Source organism: Brachybacterium sp. P6-10-X1, from assembly GCF_001969445.1.
Lineage (GTDB): Bacteria > Actinomycetota > Actinomycetes > Actinomycetales > Dermabacteraceae > Brachybacterium.
On sequence record NZ_CP017297.1, the window covers coordinates 3,867,947 to 3,885,287 of the forward strand.

The 17,341-nt window shown below is 72.2% G+C and carries 16 protein-coding genes; 10 read left to right on the forward strand and 6 right to left on the reverse strand.

Features of this window, described 5'->3' with window-relative positions:
• The first annotated feature begins 186 nt into the window (after window positions 1-186).
• A complete protein-coding gene (locus BH708_RS17235) occupies window positions 187-2,052 on the forward strand; it encodes an ABC transporter ATP-binding protein (RefSeq protein WP_076810218.1) in 1,866 nt (621 codons plus the stop codon).
• A gap of 34 nt (window positions 2,053-2,086) precedes the next feature.
• Window positions 2,087-2,881 (forward strand): class I SAM-dependent methyltransferase, encoded by a 795-nt coding sequence (locus BH708_RS17240; protein ID WP_076810219.1) that lies wholly within the window; start codon window positions 2,087-2,089, stop codon window positions 2,879-2,881.
• On the opposite strand, the gene BH708_RS17245 is transcribed toward BH708_RS17240, so the two are convergent.
• Window positions 2,847-3,806, reverse strand: coding sequence for an arsenic resistance protein (locus tag BH708_RS17245; RefSeq protein ID WP_076810220.1), 960 nt, complete (start codon window positions 3,804-3,806; stop codon window positions 2,847-2,849). The genes BH708_RS17240 and BH708_RS17245 overlap by 35 nt on opposite strands.
• A gap of 95 nt (window positions 3,807-3,901) precedes the next feature.
• On the opposite strand from BH708_RS17245, the gene BH708_RS17250 reads away from it, so the two are divergent.
• Genes BH708_RS17250 through BH708_RS17265 form a run of 4 tightly spaced genes read left to right on the forward strand, consistent with a single transcriptional unit; the run spans window position 3,902 to window position 7,514 of the window.
• Complete coding sequence (locus BH708_RS17250) at window positions 3,902-5,140, forward strand: SPFH domain-containing protein (protein WP_076810221.1); 1,239 nt, start codon at window positions 3,902-3,904, stop codon at window positions 5,138-5,140.
• 6 nt (window positions 5,141-5,146) lie between these two features.
• Window positions 5,147-6,619: a proline-rich domain-containing protein gene (locus BH708_RS17255; RefSeq protein ID WP_253705382.1), complete on the forward strand. Its 1,473-nt coding sequence runs from the start codon at window positions 5,147-5,149 to the stop codon at window positions 6,617-6,619.
• A gap of 51 nt (window positions 6,620-6,670) precedes the next feature.
• Entirely contained in the window at window positions 6,671-6,991 is a 321-nt protein-coding gene (locus tag BH708_RS17260; RefSeq protein ID WP_083713758.1) for a hypothetical protein, read from the forward strand.
• Window position 6,992: 1 nt separating this feature from the next.
• Window positions 6,993-7,514, forward strand: a complete 522-nt coding sequence (locus BH708_RS17265; protein WP_076810222.1) for an AAA family ATPase — start codon at window positions 6,993-6,995, stop codon at window positions 7,512-7,514.
• Window positions 7,515-7,553: 39 nt separating this feature from the next.
• On the opposite strand, the gene BH708_RS17270 is transcribed toward BH708_RS17265, so the two are convergent.
• Window positions 7,554-8,804, reverse strand: coding sequence for a prolyl oligopeptidase family serine peptidase (locus tag BH708_RS17270; protein ID WP_076810223.1), 1,251 nt, complete (start codon window positions 8,802-8,804; stop codon window positions 7,554-7,556).
• Window positions 8,805-8,869: 65 nt separating this feature from the next.
• Window positions 8,870-9,751 (reverse strand): NAD(P)-dependent oxidoreductase, encoded by an 882-nt coding sequence (locus tag BH708_RS17275; RefSeq protein WP_076810224.1) that lies wholly within the window; start codon window positions 9,749-9,751, stop codon window positions 8,870-8,872.
• 106 nt (window positions 9,752-9,857) lie between these two features.
• Between BH708_RS17275 and BH708_RS17280 the strand changes: the two genes are divergently transcribed.
• Both BH708_RS17280 and BH708_RS17285 read left to right on the forward strand, forming a co-directional pair.
• Entirely contained in the window at window positions 9,858-11,078 is a 1,221-nt protein-coding gene (locus BH708_RS17280; protein ID WP_076810225.1) for an endonuclease/exonuclease/phosphatase family protein, read from the forward strand.
• A 53-nt stretch (window positions 11,079-11,131) separates the two neighbouring features.
• Window positions 11,132-11,983: a sulfurtransferase gene (locus BH708_RS17285; protein ID WP_076810226.1), complete on the forward strand. Its 852-nt coding sequence runs from the start codon at window positions 11,132-11,134 to the stop codon at window positions 11,981-11,983.
• An 18-nt stretch (window positions 11,984-12,001) separates the two neighbouring features.
• Here the strand turns inward: BH708_RS17285 and BH708_RS17290 are convergent, their stop codons facing one another.
• On the reverse strand, window positions 12,002-13,789 hold the full coding sequence (locus BH708_RS17290) for an alpha/beta-hydrolase family protein (RefSeq protein ID WP_083713989.1): 1,788 nt from the start codon (window positions 13,787-13,789) through the stop codon (window positions 12,002-12,004).
• Window positions 13,790-13,884: 95 nt separating this feature from the next.
• Here BH708_RS17290 and BH708_RS17295 point away from each other — a divergent pair, with 95 nt between their 5' ends.
• The gene (locus tag BH708_RS17295; protein ID WP_076810227.1) at window positions 13,885-14,826 is read left to right on the forward strand and encodes an NAD(P)-dependent oxidoreductase; all 942 of its coding nucleotides are present in this window, start codon (window positions 13,885-13,887) and stop codon (window positions 14,824-14,826) included.
• Window positions 14,827-14,853: 27 nt separating this feature from the next.
• On the opposite strand, the gene mtnN is transcribed toward BH708_RS17295, so the two are convergent.
• Window positions 14,854-15,609, reverse strand: coding sequence for a 5'-methylthioadenosine/S-adenosylhomocysteine nucleosidase (mtnN, locus tag BH708_RS17300; protein WP_076810228.1), 756 nt, complete (start codon window positions 15,607-15,609; stop codon window positions 14,854-14,856).
• Between the two features lie 107 nt (window positions 15,610-15,716).
• On the opposite strand from mtnN, the gene BH708_RS17305 reads away from it, so the two are divergent.
• Window positions 15,717-16,613, forward strand: coding sequence for an alpha/beta hydrolase fold domain-containing protein (locus BH708_RS17305; RefSeq protein ID WP_076810229.1), 897 nt, complete (start codon window positions 15,717-15,719; stop codon window positions 16,611-16,613).
• A 6-nt stretch (window positions 16,614-16,619) separates the two neighbouring features.
• Here the strand turns inward: BH708_RS17305 and BH708_RS17310 are convergent, their stop codons facing one another.
• Complete coding sequence (locus BH708_RS17310) at window positions 16,620-17,327, reverse strand: lysoplasmalogenase family protein (RefSeq protein ID WP_076810230.1); 708 nt, start codon at window positions 17,325-17,327, stop codon at window positions 16,620-16,622.
• Window positions 17,328-17,341 lie beyond the last annotated feature (14 nt).

A 17,341-nucleotide genomic window follows, 5' to 3' on the forward strand; every position in this document is an offset into this window, starting at 1 on the left:
CCGGTTGCTCATCGGCAGGCGGTCTGACGTGTCGAAGAGGCAGGGCGATTCCGACGTGTCGGACCGCCTGCTCGTGCGCAGCCGCCGGAGGGCGGCTCCCGTCCCCGCCGCCTTTCGCTGTGGGCGTCACCGCGCGCGCTCTCGCCCTCTGGTCGGCGTCGCCTGCACCGCTTAGGGTCGTGAAACGTGTCGTCCCTGCTGCGCATCGTCCACTTCACCCGGTCCCTGGCCCCTCTGTACACCGCCGTCATCGTCTGCTCGGTGCTCACCGCGGCAGCGGGCCTGGCCGTCCCCTTCCTGATCGGTCATGCGACCGACACGGTCACGGGCGCCGTCAGCGGGGAGACCGAGGTCGCCACCGCCGTGCGCTCCGTCGTGCTGATCGCCGCGGCGGTGCTGCTCGCCGAGCTGATCACCACGGTGGTCTCCAACGTCGGCGGCTGGTTCGGCGACGTCATGAGCAACCGGATGCGCACGATCCTCTCGGTGCGCTACTACGACAAGCTGCTCCACCTGCCGCAGCGCTGGTTCGACGGCGAGATCACCGGCACCATCGTCGCCCGGTTGAACCGGTCGATCACCGAGGTCACGAACTTCGTGAAGATGATGTCGAACTCCTTCGCCTCGATGCTCATCACCACGTTCGCGGTGCTGGTGATCAGCGCCTGGTACGCCTGGCCGCTCACCCTGCTGCTGCTGATCGTCTTCCCCGTCTACGTGTGGCTGACCTCCCTGACGTCGGTGAAGTGGCAGCGGCTCGAGGCGGAGAAGAACGAGCAGGTCGACATCGCCTCGGGGCGGTTCGCCGAGGTCGTCGGGCAGATCCGGGTGGTGAAGTCCTTCGTGCGCGAGCGCGGCGAGCTCGCGGACTTCTCGCGCCGGTTCGGTTCCACCGATGACATCACCCGCGAGCAGTCCGCGCACTGGCACCGCATGGACGTGATCCGCCGAGCGTTCTTGAACGTCGTCTTCTTCGGCATCTACGTGATCATCTTCGTGCGCACCGTCCAGGGGCAGTTCTCCCTCGGCGAGATGGTGCTGCTGGTCCAGCTGATGAGCATGGCCAAGGCTCCGGTGGAGTCGATGAGCTTCGTGATCGACTCCGCCCAGCGGGCGCTGGCCGGCTCGCGCGACTACTTCCGGGTGATGGAGACGGAGGTGGATCCGCGCACCGCCGCCCTGATGGCGGCCCGTCCAGGCGACGGGGAGCCGGCCGACGGGGAGCCGGCCGACGGGGAGCAGGCCGACGGGGAGCCGGCCGGTGCCGCGGTCCAGCCGGTGCCCGGCGCTCCCGTGATCTCGTTCCACGAGGTCGACTTCGCCTATGAGGACGACGAGGACGTGCTGCACGGGATCGACTTCCACGTCGACCGCGGCGAGAAGGTCGCCCTGGTCGGCGAGTCCGGCGGCGGGAAGTCCACCATCGTGAACCTGCTGCTGGGCCTGTACGAACCGCGTCGGGGGAGCATCGAGGTGGCGGGGCGCCCCAGCGCGGACCTGCCCCTGGACCAGCTGCGTTCGCGGATCGGCGTCGTCTTCCAGGACGCCTCTCTGTTCTCCGGCACGATCCGGGAGAACATCGCCTACGGCCGCCCGGAGGCGAGCGACGAGGACGTGGCCCTCGCGGCGCGCCGAGCCAATGCCGAGGCCTTCGTCCTCCGCTTCCCGGACGGCTACGAGCAGGTCATCGGCGAACGCGGCCTGAAGCTCTCGGGCGGGCAGCGCCAGCGCATCGCGGTGGCCCGCGCGATCCTCAAGGACGCCCCGGTGCTGGTGCTCGACGAGGCCACGTCGGCGCTGGACACCAAGGCGGAGATCCAGGTGCAGAAGGGGCTCGACCAGCTGATGACCGGGCGCACCTCGCTGATCATCGCCCACCGCCTCTCCACGATCGCCGAGGTGGACCGCATCATCACGCTGAGCGACGGGAACATCGACGAGATCGGCAGCCCCGCCGAGCTCGCCGACAGCGGCGGCATCTACGCTCAGCTGCTCGCACTGCAGAGCTCCGGCGACACCCGTCGCCTGGCCCGGTACGACATCACGGGCTGACGCCACCGCCGAGCACCGCGCGCACAATGGGGCCATGAGCAGTTTCCACGGCGTCGCCGCCGCGTACCGCCGCTCCTTCGCGACACTCTGCGCCGGGGCGATCCCGGCGCTGCTGGAGTCCACGGCATCCGCCGATGTCCTGCTCGACGTCGGCTGCGGCACCGGCGATCTCGCGCTCGCCGCCGCGCGGGAGGGTCGACGGGTCCTCGCCGTGGACCCGGATCCGGACATGGTGGCCCTGAGTGGCAAGGCCGCGGCATCGGCCGATGTCGCCGACGCCGTCGAGGTCCGCGAGGCCGGTGCGCCGTCCCTCCCGCTCGCCGACGCCTCCGCCGCGGCCGTCACCGCGAATTTCGTGGTCAATCACGTGCCCGATCCGCGCGCGACGGTGCGGGACCTCGCGCGGGTCGCCGCGCCGTCGGCCCCGATCGCGATGACGATCTGGCCCGCCACCCCCGGTCCTCACCTGGCTGCTTATGGAGAGGCCGCGCGGGAGGCGGGTGCCGTCGCGGTGCCGAGCACGCGCCTGCCCGAGCACCTCGACGTCGCCCGTTCCGTCGAGGGCCTGGCATCCCTGGCGGAGGAGACCGACCTGCGGGTCCGGCGGGCCGAGGAGATCTCCTGGACCTGGCGGATCCCGGCTGATGACCTCATGGCCGGGATCGCGGGCGGGGTCGGAGGCGCCGGCAGCATCCATCGGGCGCAGACGGACGCCGTGCGCGCCGACATCGAGACCCGGGTGCGCGCGCTCTGGAGCGATCACGCCACGGCCGACGGGCTGCTCGCCGTCCCGATCACCGCCGTGCTGGTGGTCGCCGCCCGTCCCTGATCAGACGCGGCAGGATCCGCACCAGCAGCACCATCCCGAGCAGCTCGACGAGGGTCTGGGTGACCACGGCGGCGGGGGCCAGCGGCAGGGGCAGGGCGAGGGCCAGCGGCAGGACCACCAGGGAGTTGCGGGTCGCGCCGGAGAAGGTCAGCGCCCGCGCGGACGGCACGTCCAGACCTGCGTGACGGCTGACCAGGATCCCGGCGGCCGTGGCGAGCACCAGGAACGCGACGTAGACGGGCACCAGCACCAGCAGGGACGTCCCCGTCGCCAGCACGCGCGGCGTCTGGGAGCCGACGACCGTGACCAGCGTCGCCGCCATCAGGGGGACCATCGCCGCCGAGAGGTCCCAGTGCGGAGCGAGGTGCTGGATGAGGGCCGCGGCCAGCAGCGGCAGCAGGATGAGCAGCACCAGGGCCCGCAGGAAGGGGACGGGGGAGAACAGCCCGCTCACCCCGCCGCCGGCGAGCAGCGGCACCAGCACCGGCAGCGCGAGCATCTGGACGAGCATCAGCAGCGGGGTCGCCGCCAGCAGCTGCCCCTTCGCCCCACCCGCGAGGGCGGTGAACACGATGACGTAGTCCACGCAGGGGGCGAGCAGCACGAGGAGCGCGGGCACCAGCAGCTCGGGTGCGCCCGCCAGCGGGCGCGTGATCACCAGGACCAGCAGCGGCACCGCCACGAAGTTCACCGCCAGCAGGGAGAGCAGGAAGCGTCGGTCCTGCACGGCACCGCCCAGACCACGCAGCGGCACCCCGCAGAAGGTGACCAGCAGCAGGGCCGCGATCGCGGGCTCCACGGCGATCTCCAGCGTCACGGCGGATCCTGGCAGCAGCGCCCCGAGCGCGAGCCCGGCCCCGATCGCGAGCAGATAGATCGGCACCTGGTGCTCCTCGAGCACGTCCCGGAACCGTCGCCACGCCATATCGGGCACCGTACTGCGCGGACCCAGGGGATGTTCGGGGCGCACGGGATACCATGGCCGGGACCACACGCTTCGGGGGAGACGAAGGAGATCACATGGGATTCATCCAGGCATTCAAGGGCGCCGTCGGCGGGATGCTCGCCGATCAGTGGAAGGACTTCCTGACCGTCCCCAACGGACTGCCGCAGACGGCGGCGCTGTTCCCGGCGGTCCCGAAGGGCACGAACGCCGGGCGGGGCTCCAACACGCGCGGCTCCGAGAACATCATCTCCAACGGCTCGAAGATCCTGGTGCCCCAGGGGTACGGGCTGATCACCGTGGTCGACGGCCGGGCGACGGGCCTGATCACCGAGGCCGGCGGCTACGAGTTCAACGACACCTCGCCCGATGCGCGCTCCGTCTTTGCCGGGGACGAGATGCTGGCCTCGACCGTCGGGACCTCGTGGGAGCGCTTCAAGTTCGGCGGCCGCCCCTCCTCGCAGCAGCTCGCCTTCTACGTGAGCCTCAAGGAGATCCCGGGCAACAAGTTCGGCACCCAGTCGGAGATCTACTGGGACGACGCGTACCTCAACGCGCAGGTGGGCGCGGTGTGCCGCGGCTCGTACACCCTGCGGATCATCGACCCGCTGCTGTTCGTGCACAACTTCGTGCCGGCCTCCTTCATCTCCGCGAACGCCCCCGTCTTCGACTTCTCCGACGTCGACAACGCCGCCGGGTCCCAGCTGTTCCGCGAGGTCGTCGGCTCGCTCGCGGCGGCCTTCTCGCGCTACACGAACGATCCCGACAAGGGCAACCGCATCTCCCGCATCCAGGGCGACTCGGTGGGCTTCGCGCAGTCCCTCTCGGCCGCCGTCGAGGAGGGCTACCGCTGGTCCAGCGACCGCGGCCTCGCGATCGTGAAGACCGCCATCGTCTCCATCGAGTACGACCAGCGCACCCGCGAGCTGCTGGCCGACGTGCAGAAGGCCGACGCGCTCTCCGGCGCCCGCTCGCAGTCCTTCATGAACCAGGCCGCCGCCCGCGGTGTGGAGTCCGCCGGGGAGACCGGCGGCGGTGCGGGCCTGGCCATGTTCGGGGCGGGCATGGGGGCCGCCGGCGGCATGGTGGGACCGGCGCAGCCGTGGTCGCCTCCCGGTCAGCAGGGCCAGCCGCAGCAGCAGGCGGCCCCGCAGCAGCAGGGCCAGCCCTCGCAGCAGGCCGCTCCGCAGCAGCAGGCGGCCCCCGCCCAGGACGATCCGGTCGCCAAGCTCGCCCAGTACAAGGAGATGCTGGAGAAGGGCCTGATCACCGACGAGGACTACGAGGCGGCGAAGAAGGCCGCCCTCGGCCTCTGATCCGACATGTCCCCCCCCCCCCAGGACGCGCCGTGGGCGCGGCCGCCCGACCCCGCCCGCGAGCCGCAGGACGACCAGTCGGCGCAGTCCGGCCCGTCGGCCGCTTCTGACGACGGGCGCTTCGCCGCGCCCGACGGCGGGAGCGCCGCCCCCGGTTCGCTGCCCGAGTGGCCGGGCGGCCAGGGCGGGTCCGGGCAGGCCCGATCCCCGCAGCAGACCTCGGGCCGGCCGCCGCAGATGCTCGGCGACGACTCCGTCGGCGGCGCGACGCAGGCCGCGCAGAAGCATTCCAGCGAACGCATCATCGACACCAGCTCGGGGAAGGCCGACGGGCTGAGCAAGTGCCCGCGGTGCGGCAGCACGGACATCCAGTACTCGCTCACCCAGAAGGCCCTGGTCTGCGCCTACTGCCGCCACGCGTGGAACGAGGAGAATGCGGAGGAGGCCTTCGGACTCGATTCCTCCATCGCGGACCTGCGCGGCGCCACCATGGCCTCCGGCACGGCCGACGTCCGTGAGGACGTCACGGTGATGACCCTGAAGTGCCAGGGCTGCGGTGCGGAGATCGTGATCAACGTGGAGCAGGAGCTGCAGGCCCGCTGCCACTGGTGCCGTCAGACCTTGTCGGTGAACTCCCAGATCCCCAACGGTGCGGTGCCGGATGCGGTGCTGCCCTTCCAGCTCACCCGCGAGGAGGCCGTCGCGCGGATCGACGCCTTCGCCGGTCAGCGCAAGGCCTTCGCGCAGGGACGCTTCAAGCAGGAGTTCGTCCCCGACAACGTGATGGGCGTGTACATCCCGTACCTGGTGGTCGACGGCAACATGCACGCCGTCCTCGGCGGCCGCGGCGAGATCACCACCCGGCAGTACACGGTGCGCACCGGCAGCGGGGACAACGCCCGGTCCGAGACGTTCTACGACGCGGACGTCTTCTCCGTCCAACGGGCCTTCGACCTGCTGGTCGACGACCTCACGGTCGAGTCCGCGCAGCGCTTCGACATCCACGACAGCTCGCAGGCGACCAACAACATCCTCGGGGCCGTGCGGCCCTACGACGTCGAGAACGCGGTCGCCTACAACTCGAACTACCTCAAGAACTTCACCTCCGAGCGCCGCGATCTCAACATCCGCGACGTCGACGACGTGGTGGAGGACAAGTTCCTGGCGATCGCCCGGGCCAAGGCGCTGCCGACGATCAGCCGGTACGACCGCGGCGTGCGCTGGACGGAGGAGGGCGTGACCGTGCACGGCACCCGCTGGGTCGCCGTGTACGTGCCCGTGTGGCTGTACAGCTACGCCGACTCCGCCCAGGGCGAGGGCTCGCTGGTCCACTACATCGCGGTCAACGCCCGCAACGGCAACACCATGGGCTCGGTGCCCGTCTCCCACCCCAAGATCTTCGCAGCGGCCTGCGCGGCCGGCTCGGTGGCCGCCGTGATCGGCGCCGTGGTCGGCTTCGGCTGGTTCCTGGCGGGATGATGAGGAGGCCGACGGTGACGATCGGGCGAGACGACGAACGGAGCGTGGACGATGTTTCCCCTGCTGGCTGAGCTGGTCGCTGACCCGGCCACCCCGATGCTGCTGGCCGAGTCCGGCGACGGGGCCATCGGCATCGCCTTCCCCTTCATCGCCGGACCGGCGGTGTTCGCGGCCGTCTACGGCGGCATCTACCGGTACTACCGCAACACCGACAAGCGCCACCATTTCGAGCGCGAGACCGACGTCGCCGTGGGCAACCTCCGCACCGGGGACCGCAAGGTCGGGACCAACAACCGCCAGAAGTCCCGCACCATGGCCGGCGAGAACTCGACCGATCACCTCCAGCGGGTCCGTCGCATCTCGGCGGAGTGAGATGACCACCGGCCCTCGCGCCCTGCTGATCACCGGTGCGGTCGGCGTCGGCAAGACCACGGTGACCGACGCGGTCGGGGAGGAGCTCGCCGCGCAGGGCGTCGCCGGCGCGGCGATCGACCTGGACTGGTTGCGCCGCAGCTGGCCCGCCCCGGACGACGACCCCTTCCAGAGCCGACTCGAGCTCGAGAACCTCCGGCTCGTCGCCGGGACGTACCGCGCCGCCGGAGCGCTGGTGCTGGTGGCGGCCGGAGTCCTGGAGGCGCGCGAGGACCGCCCCGCCTACGAGGTGGCATGCGGCTGCCCGCTGACCGTGGTGCGCCTGACCGCCCCGCGCGACCTGGTGCGCGAGCGCCTCCACCGCCGCCACGACCTCGACCCCGGCGGCCTCGTCTGGCATCTCGAGCGCTACGACGAGCTCACCGCCGTCCTCGATGACGCCGGGGTGGAGGACGTCGGGGTCGCGATCCGGGAGGATCCCCGCGCCACGGCGCGCGCGGTGCTCGACGCCGTCGGGATCTGAGCGCCTGCCCCTGCTCCCGGTCCCTGGACCGTGCTCCTCTCAGAGCTCCTGCGCGCTCATCCACTCCCACAGGCTCCGGCCCTCATGGGCCGGATCGTCGCGGGCCGCGTAGATCCACGAGAAATGCCCGGGGTACTGCACGCCGTCCCAGATCACGGTGTCGTACAGCGACATGATCGAGCCGTCGATCAGCTCATGGGCGTGGACCGTGTTCGCCTGCGGATCGACGGTGCCGTCGTCGGCCGAGGCGATCAGCCAGGTCGGCGCGGCGATCTCCCGCAGCTCCGCATCAGAGATCAGCGGCCCGGGGGAGTCGCCGTACTCCTCGACCACCCCGCAGATCGGGACCGCAGAGGCGTAGACACCAGGGTTCTCCACCACCATTTTCAACGTCATGTATCCGCCGTTGCTGCAACCGGTGACATGGATCCGGTCGCGGTCGATCGGATGGGCTGCGGCGACCTCCTCGATGATCTCGTCGATCAAGGGCTCGAAGGCGGGGCCGTCGAGCATCCAGGCCGACGGGCACTGCGGAGCGACCACGTAGGCACCGCCGAAGAGATCCTGGGCGGCGTCGGTCGTGACGCCGAGCGCGCCCCGGTTCGCCCGCAGCTGGGTCTCGTTGTCGTAATACGTCGTGCTGTCCGCCGTGAAGCCGCCCTCTCCGCCGCCGTGCAGCCACACCACGAGAGGGAGCTCGGCAGATCGTCCGCGGCGGGGCGGGCTGAACACACGGTAGTTGGTGCCGGAGGCCGAGAGATGGGAGGTGAACGCGTCGACCTCGGGGGAGACGAGATCGCCCTGCCGGAACGAGGCGATCCACTCGTGCGCGCTGCTGCGGGTGGGCAGGGGCGCGTTCTGGGTGATCGTGTACTCGAGGTCGAGCTGCACGTTGCGCGAGGCGTCGTCCATCCAGTCGAGGGTGGTCGCGCCCTCGACGCCGTCGCCGTGCTCGAGGGCGAGGGTGATACGGCCCCGGTGGTCCGCATGCGCCGCGGTCACGAGGCGGTCGAGGTCGAAGGCGACGGCGCCGGTCAGCGGATTGGTGCCGCGCGCATGCACAGTGAAGGCGGAGACGGGCAGATCGCCGGTCGGCAGCCCGCCCCGCCGAGAGGCGTCGAGCGTCACCGAGACCACTTGCTCCCCGCCGTCCAGGACCTCGGCGTCGAGCGTGAAGGTCGCCGAGCGCTCGCCCGGCGGCGCGGCCAGAGCGGACGGGGCGAGGCCGATGGCGGCGGTGGTCGCGGTGCCGGCGGCGAAGAGGGTGCGGCGGGTGACGGGACTGCTCATGGGAACTCCTTCGTTCGGGCAGGCGCCCGAGGGTCCGGGCGGGCGCCCACGGGTCCTGCGTCACGTTACTCCCCGGTGCGCTCGGCCTCCTCCAGCAGGATCGTGGAGAAGTCGTCGTCCCCGCGCCCGGCCGCGATCTCCGCGTCCAGCGAGGCCAGGGCCGCGCGCAGCGCCGGCAGATCCGCCCCGGGCCGGGGACCGGCGTCGTCGGCGGCCGCGTCGATCGTGTCGATCATCAGGGAGGCGTCCTTGGCGATCGCATCGGCCGTGAAGTCGCCGCCGTCGGTGCTGCGTTCGCCGCGCACGAAGGGCCCCTTCATCCCGGCGATGACGGCGAGTCCGGTGCCGTCGAGCATCTCGAGGGTCTCCTCGGCCGAGGCTCCGGCGGATTCGCCGAGCGCGAGCGCCTCGCGCAGCCCTTGCGCACTGACCGCGAGGGCCAGGTTCGCCAGCAGCTTGCCGGTGGCGGCCTTGCGCCCGGAATCCACGCCGTGCAGACGCTCCGGGTCGGCCCACGGCGCCACCACATCCAGCACCAGGCTGCGTCGTGTCCCGTCGGGGGCGCCGACGTACACGCCGAGCGAGCCGGCGCGGGCCGGACCCAGCGAGCCGACCACCGGCACGCCCACATAGGTGGGGACCGCGGCGGCGAACTCGTCGGCGTCGGCGGGGGAGACGGTGGTGGTGTCGACCCAGGGCACGCCGCTCGGGACCAGGTCGGGTGCGATCACGGTCTCGCGCACGGCGTCGGGCCCGAACAGGGAGGTGATGATCAGTTCGGCCCCGTCCACGGCCCGCGCCGGCGTGGCGGCGACCTGGGCGCCCGCGTCGGCGAGGCGCGCGGTGCGCTCGCTCGTGCGGTTCCAGACGGTGAGCTGGTGGTCGGGGATCAGGTGGAGGGCCAGTTCGGTGCCCATGCGGCCGGTGCCCAGGAACGCGATTCTCATGGCCCGAGTCTCGCATCTCCGCCTCGCGGGTATCACATCAGGGAACGTTCACGCGACCCCGTGCCCCGCTTGTCCCGCGGTCGATGAATCCTGCACAATGGCAGCCATGCCCTCGCACATCAGTCGCCGCCGCGCGCTCACCGTCGCCGCGGCTGCAGGCCTCGGCCTGCCCGCAGCCGCCGCCCACGCCGAGCCGGGTCCGGCCTACCGCGGCGGACCGTTCGAGAACCTGCGCGTGGCCACGTTCAACGTCTCGCTGAACCGCCCCGAGGAGGGCGAGCTGCTGCGTGACCTCGAATCCGGCGAGGACGAGCAGATCCGCGCGGTCGCCGAGGTCATCCAGATCAACAATCCGGACATCATCCTGCTCAACGAGGTCGATCACGACGAGGACGGCGCCGGGATCGACCTGTTGCGCCGCAACTACCTCGAGGTCGGCCAGAACAGGCGCACCCCCGTCTACTACCCGTATGCCTTCAGCGCTCCTGTCAACACCGGAGTGCCCAGCGAGCTCGACCTCGACGGGGACGGCACGGTCGGCGGTCCGGGCGATGCCTGGGGCTTCGGCGAGTTCCCCGGGCAGTACGGCATGGTCGTCCTCTCCCGCCACCCGATCCTCACCGAGCAGGTGCGCACCTTCCAGAAGCTGCGCTGGGCGGACATGCCCAGCAATCTGCTGCCCACCGAGTTCTACAGCGCCGAGGCCGCCTCCGTGCTGCGCCTGAGCTCGAAGTCGCACTGGGACGTCCCGGTGCAGATCGGCAGCTCCACCCTGCACGTGCTCGCCGCCCACCCCACGCCGCCCAGCTTCGACGGGCCGGAGAAGCGCAATCAGCGCCGCAACAGCGACGAGATCCGCCTGTGGGCCGATTACCTCAGCCCCGGACAGCGCTCGCAATGGATCGTCGACGACGCCGGCACCCGGGGCGGACTCGCCCCCAGCGAACCCTTCGTGATCCTGGGTGACTACAACTCCGATCCCCACGACGGGGACTCCTGGCCCGGCGCGATCGACCAGCTGCTGAACCACCCCCGGATCCGCGACACCAAGCCCCGCAGCGCGGGCGCCGTGGAGGCCGCCGAGCTGCAGGGCGGGGCGAACGCCGAGCACACCGGGGAGGCCCGCTACGACACCGCGGACTTCGCCGACGACGGCCCCGGGAACCTGCGCGTGGACTACGTGCTGCCCGACACGTCCCTCCAGGTCGCCTCGTCCGCCGTGTACTGGCCGAAGCGAGGCGCCCCGGGCAGCGAGCTGACCGGTGAGACCCCGTTCCCCACCTCGGACCACCGCCTGGTGCGCGCGGACCTGCAGGTCAAGTCCTGACCTGTCCTTCTCGGAGGTGTCGGACATGACCAGCGACGCGTAGGATCCCGGGCATGGCCCCCGCTGCGCTCGCCCCGATCATCGACATCTCCCGGCTCCACGAGCTGCTCGACGCCTCCGCCTCCGGCCGGGAACGGCTTCATCTGCTGGACGTGCGCTGGGCCCTGGACGGGTCGAAGGGCCATCACACCTACCTCGCAGGGCACCTGCCGGGCGCGGTCCACGTCGACCTCGACACCGAGCTGGCCGCCCCCGCCCGTGCCGACGCCGGCCGCCACCCGCTGCCCGCACCGGAGGACTTCGCCGCCTCGCTGCGCCGCGCCGGGGTCACCGCCGGGTCCCGCGTGGTCGCCTACGACGACACCACCGGCGCCCCGGCCGGGCGCCTGGTGTGGATGCTGCGCGCGCTCGGCCACGACGCCGCCGTGCTCGACGGGGGACTGGCGGCCTGGGACGGCGGACTCGCCACCGACGACGTACGGCCGACGGCCGGCGACGTGCCCGCCCGTGAGTGGCCCGTCACGGAGATCGCCTCGGCCGACGAGGTCGCCTCCGGGAGGTCCCTGGTCATCGATGCCCGCGCCCCCGAGCGCTACCGCGGCGAGGTCGAGCCCGTCGACCCGCGCGCCGGCCACGTCCCCGGCGCGGTGAACCTCCCCTTCACCGGCAATCTCGGTCAGGACGGCGCCTTCCTCGCCCCCGAGGAGCTGCGCGGACGCTTCGAGGCCGCCGGCGTACGAGCCGAGCAGGAGGCGATCGTCTACTGCGGCTCCGGGGTGACCGCCGCGCACGACGTCCTCGCCCTGCAGCGCGCGGGCTTCACGCGGGTGCGGCTGTTCCCCGGCTCGTGGTCGCAGTGGAGCGCCGACCCGGCCCGCCCGGTCGCCACCGGCGCGAGGCCCTAAGGTCTCCCGGGACGCCGATCATGCTTTCGGGTTCGCCTCGCGGATGGCCTTCATGATCGCCACGTGACGGCGTCGCCGCGCGTGCGGATCCGTGCCGTCCTGCCCGAGCACCGCGGCCCAGATCGGCACCATCTCCTGGTGATAGGCGTGCCCGTGGCCGCCGGTGACGCTGATCGACAGCGGCATGTCCGCCGCGAGCTGCCAGAACGTGATCCAGGGGAACCAGCGGATCGCGGGAGTGACGTCGTGGCCCACGCGCTGGCGCAGCCAGGCCGGCTCCTCCCACATCAGCGACGGTCGCCACCAGGCGACGGGATCCGAGGGGTGCTGGGCGTAGACCACCCGCGGATGTTGCCACGGCTCGTACAGTCCGCCGAAGTAGTTGAGCTCCAGATCGCGCGGTCGCGTGACCACGCGGACGTGGCGGCCGTGCTCGAGGATCGGGGCGATGGCGGGGGCGCCGTCCCGGCTGCGGGAGGCGAGCTCGCGCCACAGCGGGGTGAAGCTCGGGGTGCCCGTCCACACCGCGCCGTCGACCGTCGTGAGCATCTCCTGCAGGTCGCGGAACGCCGCCTGCCCGCCGAAGGAGCCCAGGGACTCGCCGGCGACGAACAGACGCGGTCGGGCGTCCTCGTCCATCGCGTCCAGGCGCCGTCGCACCGCGTCGAACAGCAGATGCCCTGCCCGTCGCGGGGAGCGAAGATCCAGCAGGAAGCTCAGGGCGCTGGAGTACACCGAATACTGCAGGGAGGCGGTGGCACAGTTCCCGCCGGTGAGGAACTCGATCGCGGACAGCGACCACTCCTGCAGCCAGCCGGTGCCGGTCCCGGTGAACAGCACCAGCACCTCCCGGTCCCAGGCCCCGGTGCGGTCCAGTTCCGCCACCACCGCGTCCACGGTCTCCTCGAGGGTGCGGGAGGTGGATTTGCCGGCGTACACCCGGATCGGCTCGATCGCCGCCTCCCCGGTGGTGGCCGCGATGGTCTCCGGCGTCGGCCCGGAGGACATGATCTTGCGGCCGGGGGCGCCGAGGGACTGCCACGTCTGCAGCGACTCGGGGCTGCCCGAGCGCAGCGGGGAGCTCGGCCGCGGCACGTCCGGGGAGATCAGCCGGTTCGCGGCCTCGGCCCGCTCGAGCATCTGCTCCAGCACCCGGCCGCGCAGCAGGCGCTCGGCGAGCACCGTGACGGTCGCGGCGGTCAGGACCAGCGAGAGAGCGCCGACCACCCGGCGCGGCAGATAGGGCCGCAGCAGCGCCCGGTACAGGTGCGCGGTGGCGATGACGCCGCGCACCGCCGCCAGCGCACTGAGCGAGGCGGAGAGCCCGCCGATCGCGCCGACCACGTGGGTGGCGAGGTTCTTGGGCTCGGCCTGGACGAGATGGCTGATCTCGCGCTGCCGCAGCACCCCGCGAACCCAGGAGTAGGCCGAGATGCTCAGCAGCGCACCGGCACCGATCCAGCGTGCCCGCTCCTGCCGGTCCTCGGCGATGTCCACCTCGAGCCCCAGGGTGTCCATCACGCGGCGGATCACCGACTCCGCCACCACCCCGCCGGCGTAGCCGTAGATCTGCGAGAGTCCGAAGTTGACGGTCCACATCCACCAGGTGCGCGGCAGCAGGCTCGGCGAGGTCGAGACCCAGGTGGTCATCGAGGCGCCGAGGAACCCGCCGGTGGACAGCGGTTTCGCGATCGCGGTGCGGCGCACCCGCCGTTCCGTGCGCCGGGACACGGTGCGCACGACGTGCACGGCGTCGCCGAGCGCTCTGCCAAGGGCCGTCAGGGACGCTCCGGAGCCAGATCGCATGCTCGCGATCGTATCGGACCGGGACTCGGCGGTCCGCGACGACCGGGCGGTGAGCATCCTTCGCGGCGACGTCGCAGTCACCGTAGCCTGGGGCCATGAAGATCCTGCTCCCCGACACCATGCCTCTGGACCCCGCCCTGCCCCAGGGCTGGGAGGCCGTCACCGTCGACGCCCGCGCCGAGATCCCCGCCGAGCATCACGACGCCGACGTCCTGGTGATCTGGGGCGCCTCCCGCCGGCATCTCGCCTCCGCCGCGGAGCACCTGGACCGGTTGCGTCTGGTGCAGTCGCTGTCGGCCGGGATCGACGGGATCCTCGCCGCGGGCTTCCGCACGGACGTCACGATCGCCGCCGGCGCCGGGCTGCACTCGCTGACCGTCAGCGAGCATGCGCTCGCGCTGCTGCTGAGCCTCCTGCGCCGCCTGCCGGAAGCCCGCGAGGCGCAGGCCCGCCACGAGTGGTCCACCGAGCTGGGCGGCCTGCAGCCGCTGCATCCCGCCGGACGGATCACCACGCTGATCGGCGCGAAGGTGCTGATCTGGGGCTTCGGACAGATCGCCCGCACCCTCGCCCCGACGCTGACGGCCCTGGGCGCCGAGGTGCGCGGCGTCGCCCGCAGCGCCGGCACCCGCGACGGCTACCCGGTGATCGCCGAGTCCGACGTGCTGGACGAGCTGGGCGAGGTCGACGTGCTCATCGACATCCTCCCGGCCACCGAGGCGACCGCCGGGGCCGTCGGCCGCGAGGTGCTCGCCGCCCTGCCCGACCATGCCGTGCTGATCAACGTCGGCCGCGGTGCCACGGTGGACCAGGTCGCCCTGCGCGAGGCGCTCGAGGCGGGCACCCTCGGCAGCGCCGGGATCGATGTCACCGACCCCGAGCCGCTGCCGGCGGAGGACCCGCTGTGGGATGCCCCGCGCTTCCTGATCACGCCGCACGGGGCCGGCGGTCGCCCCGTCGGGGCCGACGAGCGGATCAGCGCGAACGTGCGCGCCCTCGTGGACGGCGCCGAGATCCTGCACGCCGCCGCGCGCTGACCCGCCGCCCGGTCGACCGCCGCCCGCTCAGACGGCGAGGGAGCGGGCGAACTCCTCGACGGCGCGGGCGGACGTCTCCGCGACCAGGTCGAGCTCGAGGTGGAACTGCTGCCCGGCCGCCGGGCCGCACAGGTCCGAGACCGCCCGCAGGGCCACGAAGGGGACTCCCAGCGCGGCAGAGGTGCGCGCGCTCGCGGTGGTCTCCATGTCCGCGCTCAGCGCGGTGGGGAACCGCTCCCGCATGGGCTCGGCGATCGACGCGGTCACGAAGGCGTCCCCGGAGAGCATCAGCCCTCGGCGGTGGCCGGGCCCCTGCTCACCGCCGGGCACCGTCGGACCCGCCGCGCGCCGCGCCGACTCCTCGGCGGCATCGGCCCACGGTCCCTCGGCGAGGAAGCGTTCCGGGCCGCCCGGCACCTGCCCCGGGGCGTAGCCGAAGGCCGTGGCGTCGGCGATCGAATAGGTGAAGGCATCGCCGACGATCAGCGTCCCCACCTCCACGTCGGCCGCGAGCCCGCCACAGGAACCGGCGGCGACCATCGCGCGCGGACGGTGGGAGAGGATCCCCCAGGTGGCCGCCGCGGTCGACGCCGCGATGCCGATGCCCGTGGTGACCACGACGGTCTCGAGACCTGCGAGCGTGCCCCGCACGGCGGCGACCCCCTCGGTGAAGGGTGGCTCGAGCGTCGCCGGCCGCTCGAGGCGGGAGATCAGCGGCGCCGCCTCCTCCGCCATCGCGGCGAGCACCAGGAGCGGTCCGGTGGGATCGAGGGGAGACGTCATGCCCCGAAGGATATCGGCGCCCGCCGGGACCCGCCGTCCCAGCCCGGTTCGTTACGCTGGAGGCATCCGCAGCGAAGCGACCCGCGGGTCGCAGGTAGGAGGCAGTCATGGGTCGCGTCCGCGAGGCAGTGGTCACGGGAGCACGGGCGGTTCGTCGGATCCCCATCCCCTCGACCCTGACCCATCAGGCGCTGCGCGAGGCCCGCAGCCCGCAGCCGCCGAACCACGTGCAGAAGACCCATGCCGTCGAGAACGAGATGATCGGCCGCACCCGCACCGTCTGGCTCGATCGCCACCGCGCCGACCGCGGGCTGATCGTCTTCCTCCACGGCGGCGCCTACGTCTCCGGTCCCTTCGCCAGCGACTGGGCCTGGTTGTCCCGCCAGACCGACGCCCGTGGATGCGCCGGACTGATGGTCGACTACCGCAACGCCCCGGACCACCAGCACCCCGTCGCGCTCGACGACGCCGAGGCCGTCCTGACGGCGCTCGTGGCCGACGGTCGCCTCGGCGACCAGCCATGGGTGCTGGCCGGACAGCATGCCGGGGGAGGGCTCGCCTTCTCCATCGCCCGCCGTCTGCGCGGCACCGACGTCCCCGCCCCCGCCGCCCTGATCGCCATGTCCCCCTGGCTGGACCTCGAGCTCTCCAACGCGGGGATCACCGAGACCGACCAGGCCGACCCCGTCCACGAGCGGCGCCTGCTGCGCGACGCGGCCCGTCGCTACGCCGGCCGCACCCCGCTGGACGACCCCGACCTCTCACCCATCAACGCGAGCCTCGAGGGACTGCCGCCCGTGCACCTCAGCGTGGGGATGCGCGACCTGTTCCTCTCCGACGTGCGCGTGGCGAAGCTGCAGCTCGAGGAGAACGGGGTGGACGTGGTCTACCGCGAGATCAGCGGCCGCCTCGGGCTGCAGCTGCTCGTGCGCAAGGGCGAAGACATCGAGCGTGTCCACCGCGAACAGGCCGACCTCATCGAGAGGGTCTTCGTGCAGGGGTGAGAGCTCTCAGTTCTCGACGATCACCAGGGCGGCCCCCGGAGCGCACGCCGACCAGCGCCGCGCGGGCATGGCGTGGACCATGCCGGCGATCAGCAGGGCGTGGCCGATCGTGTAGGTGATCATCACCCACACGCCGCTGTACGCGATCGCGGCGCCGGGCAAGAACCAGTCCATCGCCAGCATCGAGCTGGACAGCAGGAACAGCGTCCCGCCCGTCCAGGTCATGCCGTTCCCGCCCGCGGACAGGAAAGCCATGGTCGCCAGCGCGACCGCGTACGCGGCCACCGCCGGCAGCATCGGGCCCGCGCCGTCGGCGCAGGCCACGAACAGCCCGATCACGACGCCGCCGTAGGGGATGGCCAGGGCGATGCGCAACGTGTCCCGGGTGCGGTTCCACAGCGGCGCCAGCGCCGCCGAATAGCAGACCAGGGCAGCCAGGAAGCTGAGCACGGCGATCAGCTGCCCGGACTCCGCGGCGAGCCCGGCGAGGGTGTCGCCCGCCCAGGCGAACAGCAGCCCCAGCACCATCAGGACGCTGGTGCGCGTGCGCCGCGGGATCGCGGTCACCACCACCGCGATCAGGAGCGGCGCGAACATCGGCTGCGTGATCCGCCGCAGCAGCTCCGCGTCCATCAGCAGAGCCCCGACATGGGCCGCCACCGCAGCGGCATACGCCACCCAGAGGGCGACGTGGACGGTTCTGATCGGAGTCACCCACCCAGGCTAGA

Bases quoted from the DNA above. Each gene is read 5' to 3' on its own strand.
- BH708_RS17275 (WP_076810224.1), bottom strand. From the start codon at position 9,751: ATGAGAATCGCGTTCCTGGGCACCGGCCGCATGGGCACCGAACTGGCC.
- BH708_RS17285 (WP_076810226.1), top strand. From the start codon at position 11,132: ATGGCCCCCGCTGCGCTCGCCCCGATCATCGACATCTCCCGGCTCCAC.
- BH708_RS17260 (WP_083713758.1), top strand. From the start codon at position 6,671: ATGTTTCCCCTGCTGGCTGAGCTGGTCGCTGACCCGGCCACCCCGATG.
- mtnN (WP_076810228.1), bottom strand. From the start codon at position 15,609: ATGACGTCTCCCCTCGATCCCACCGGACCGCTCCTGGTGCTCGCCGCG.
- BH708_RS17295 (WP_076810227.1), top strand. From the start codon at position 13,885: ATGAAGATCCTGCTCCCCGACACCATGCCTCTGGACCCCGCCCTGCCC.
- BH708_RS17255 (WP_253705382.1), top strand. From the start codon at position 5,147: ATGTCCCCCCCCCCCCAGGACGCGCCGTGGGCGCGGCCGCCCGACCCC.
- BH708_RS17270 (WP_076810223.1), bottom strand. From the start codon at position 8,804: ATGAGCAGTCCCGTCACCCGCCGCACCCTCTTCGCCGCCGGCACCGCG.
- BH708_RS17290 (WP_083713989.1), bottom strand. From the start codon at position 13,789: ATGCGATCTGGCTCCGGAGCGTCCCTGACGGCCCTTGGCAGAGCGCTC.
- BH708_RS17265 (WP_076810222.1), top strand. From the start codon at position 6,993: ATGACCACCGGCCCTCGCGCCCTGCTGATCACCGGTGCGGTCGGCGTC.
- BH708_RS17305 (WP_076810229.1), top strand. From the start codon at position 15,717: ATGGGTCGCGTCCGCGAGGCAGTGGTCACGGGAGCACGGGCGGTTCGT.
- BH708_RS17280 (WP_076810225.1), top strand. From the start codon at position 9,858: ATGCCCTCGCACATCAGTCGCCGCCGCGCGCTCACCGTCGCCGCGGCT.
- BH708_RS17250 (WP_076810221.1), top strand. From the start codon at position 3,902: ATGGGATTCATCCAGGCATTCAAGGGCGCCGTCGGCGGGATGCTCGCC.
- BH708_RS17245 (WP_076810220.1), bottom strand. From the start codon at position 3,806: ATGGCGTGGCGACGGTTCCGGGACGTGCTCGAGGAGCACCAGGTGCCG.
- BH708_RS17240 (WP_076810219.1), top strand. From the start codon at position 2,087: ATGAGCAGTTTCCACGGCGTCGCCGCCGCGTACCGCCGCTCCTTCGCG.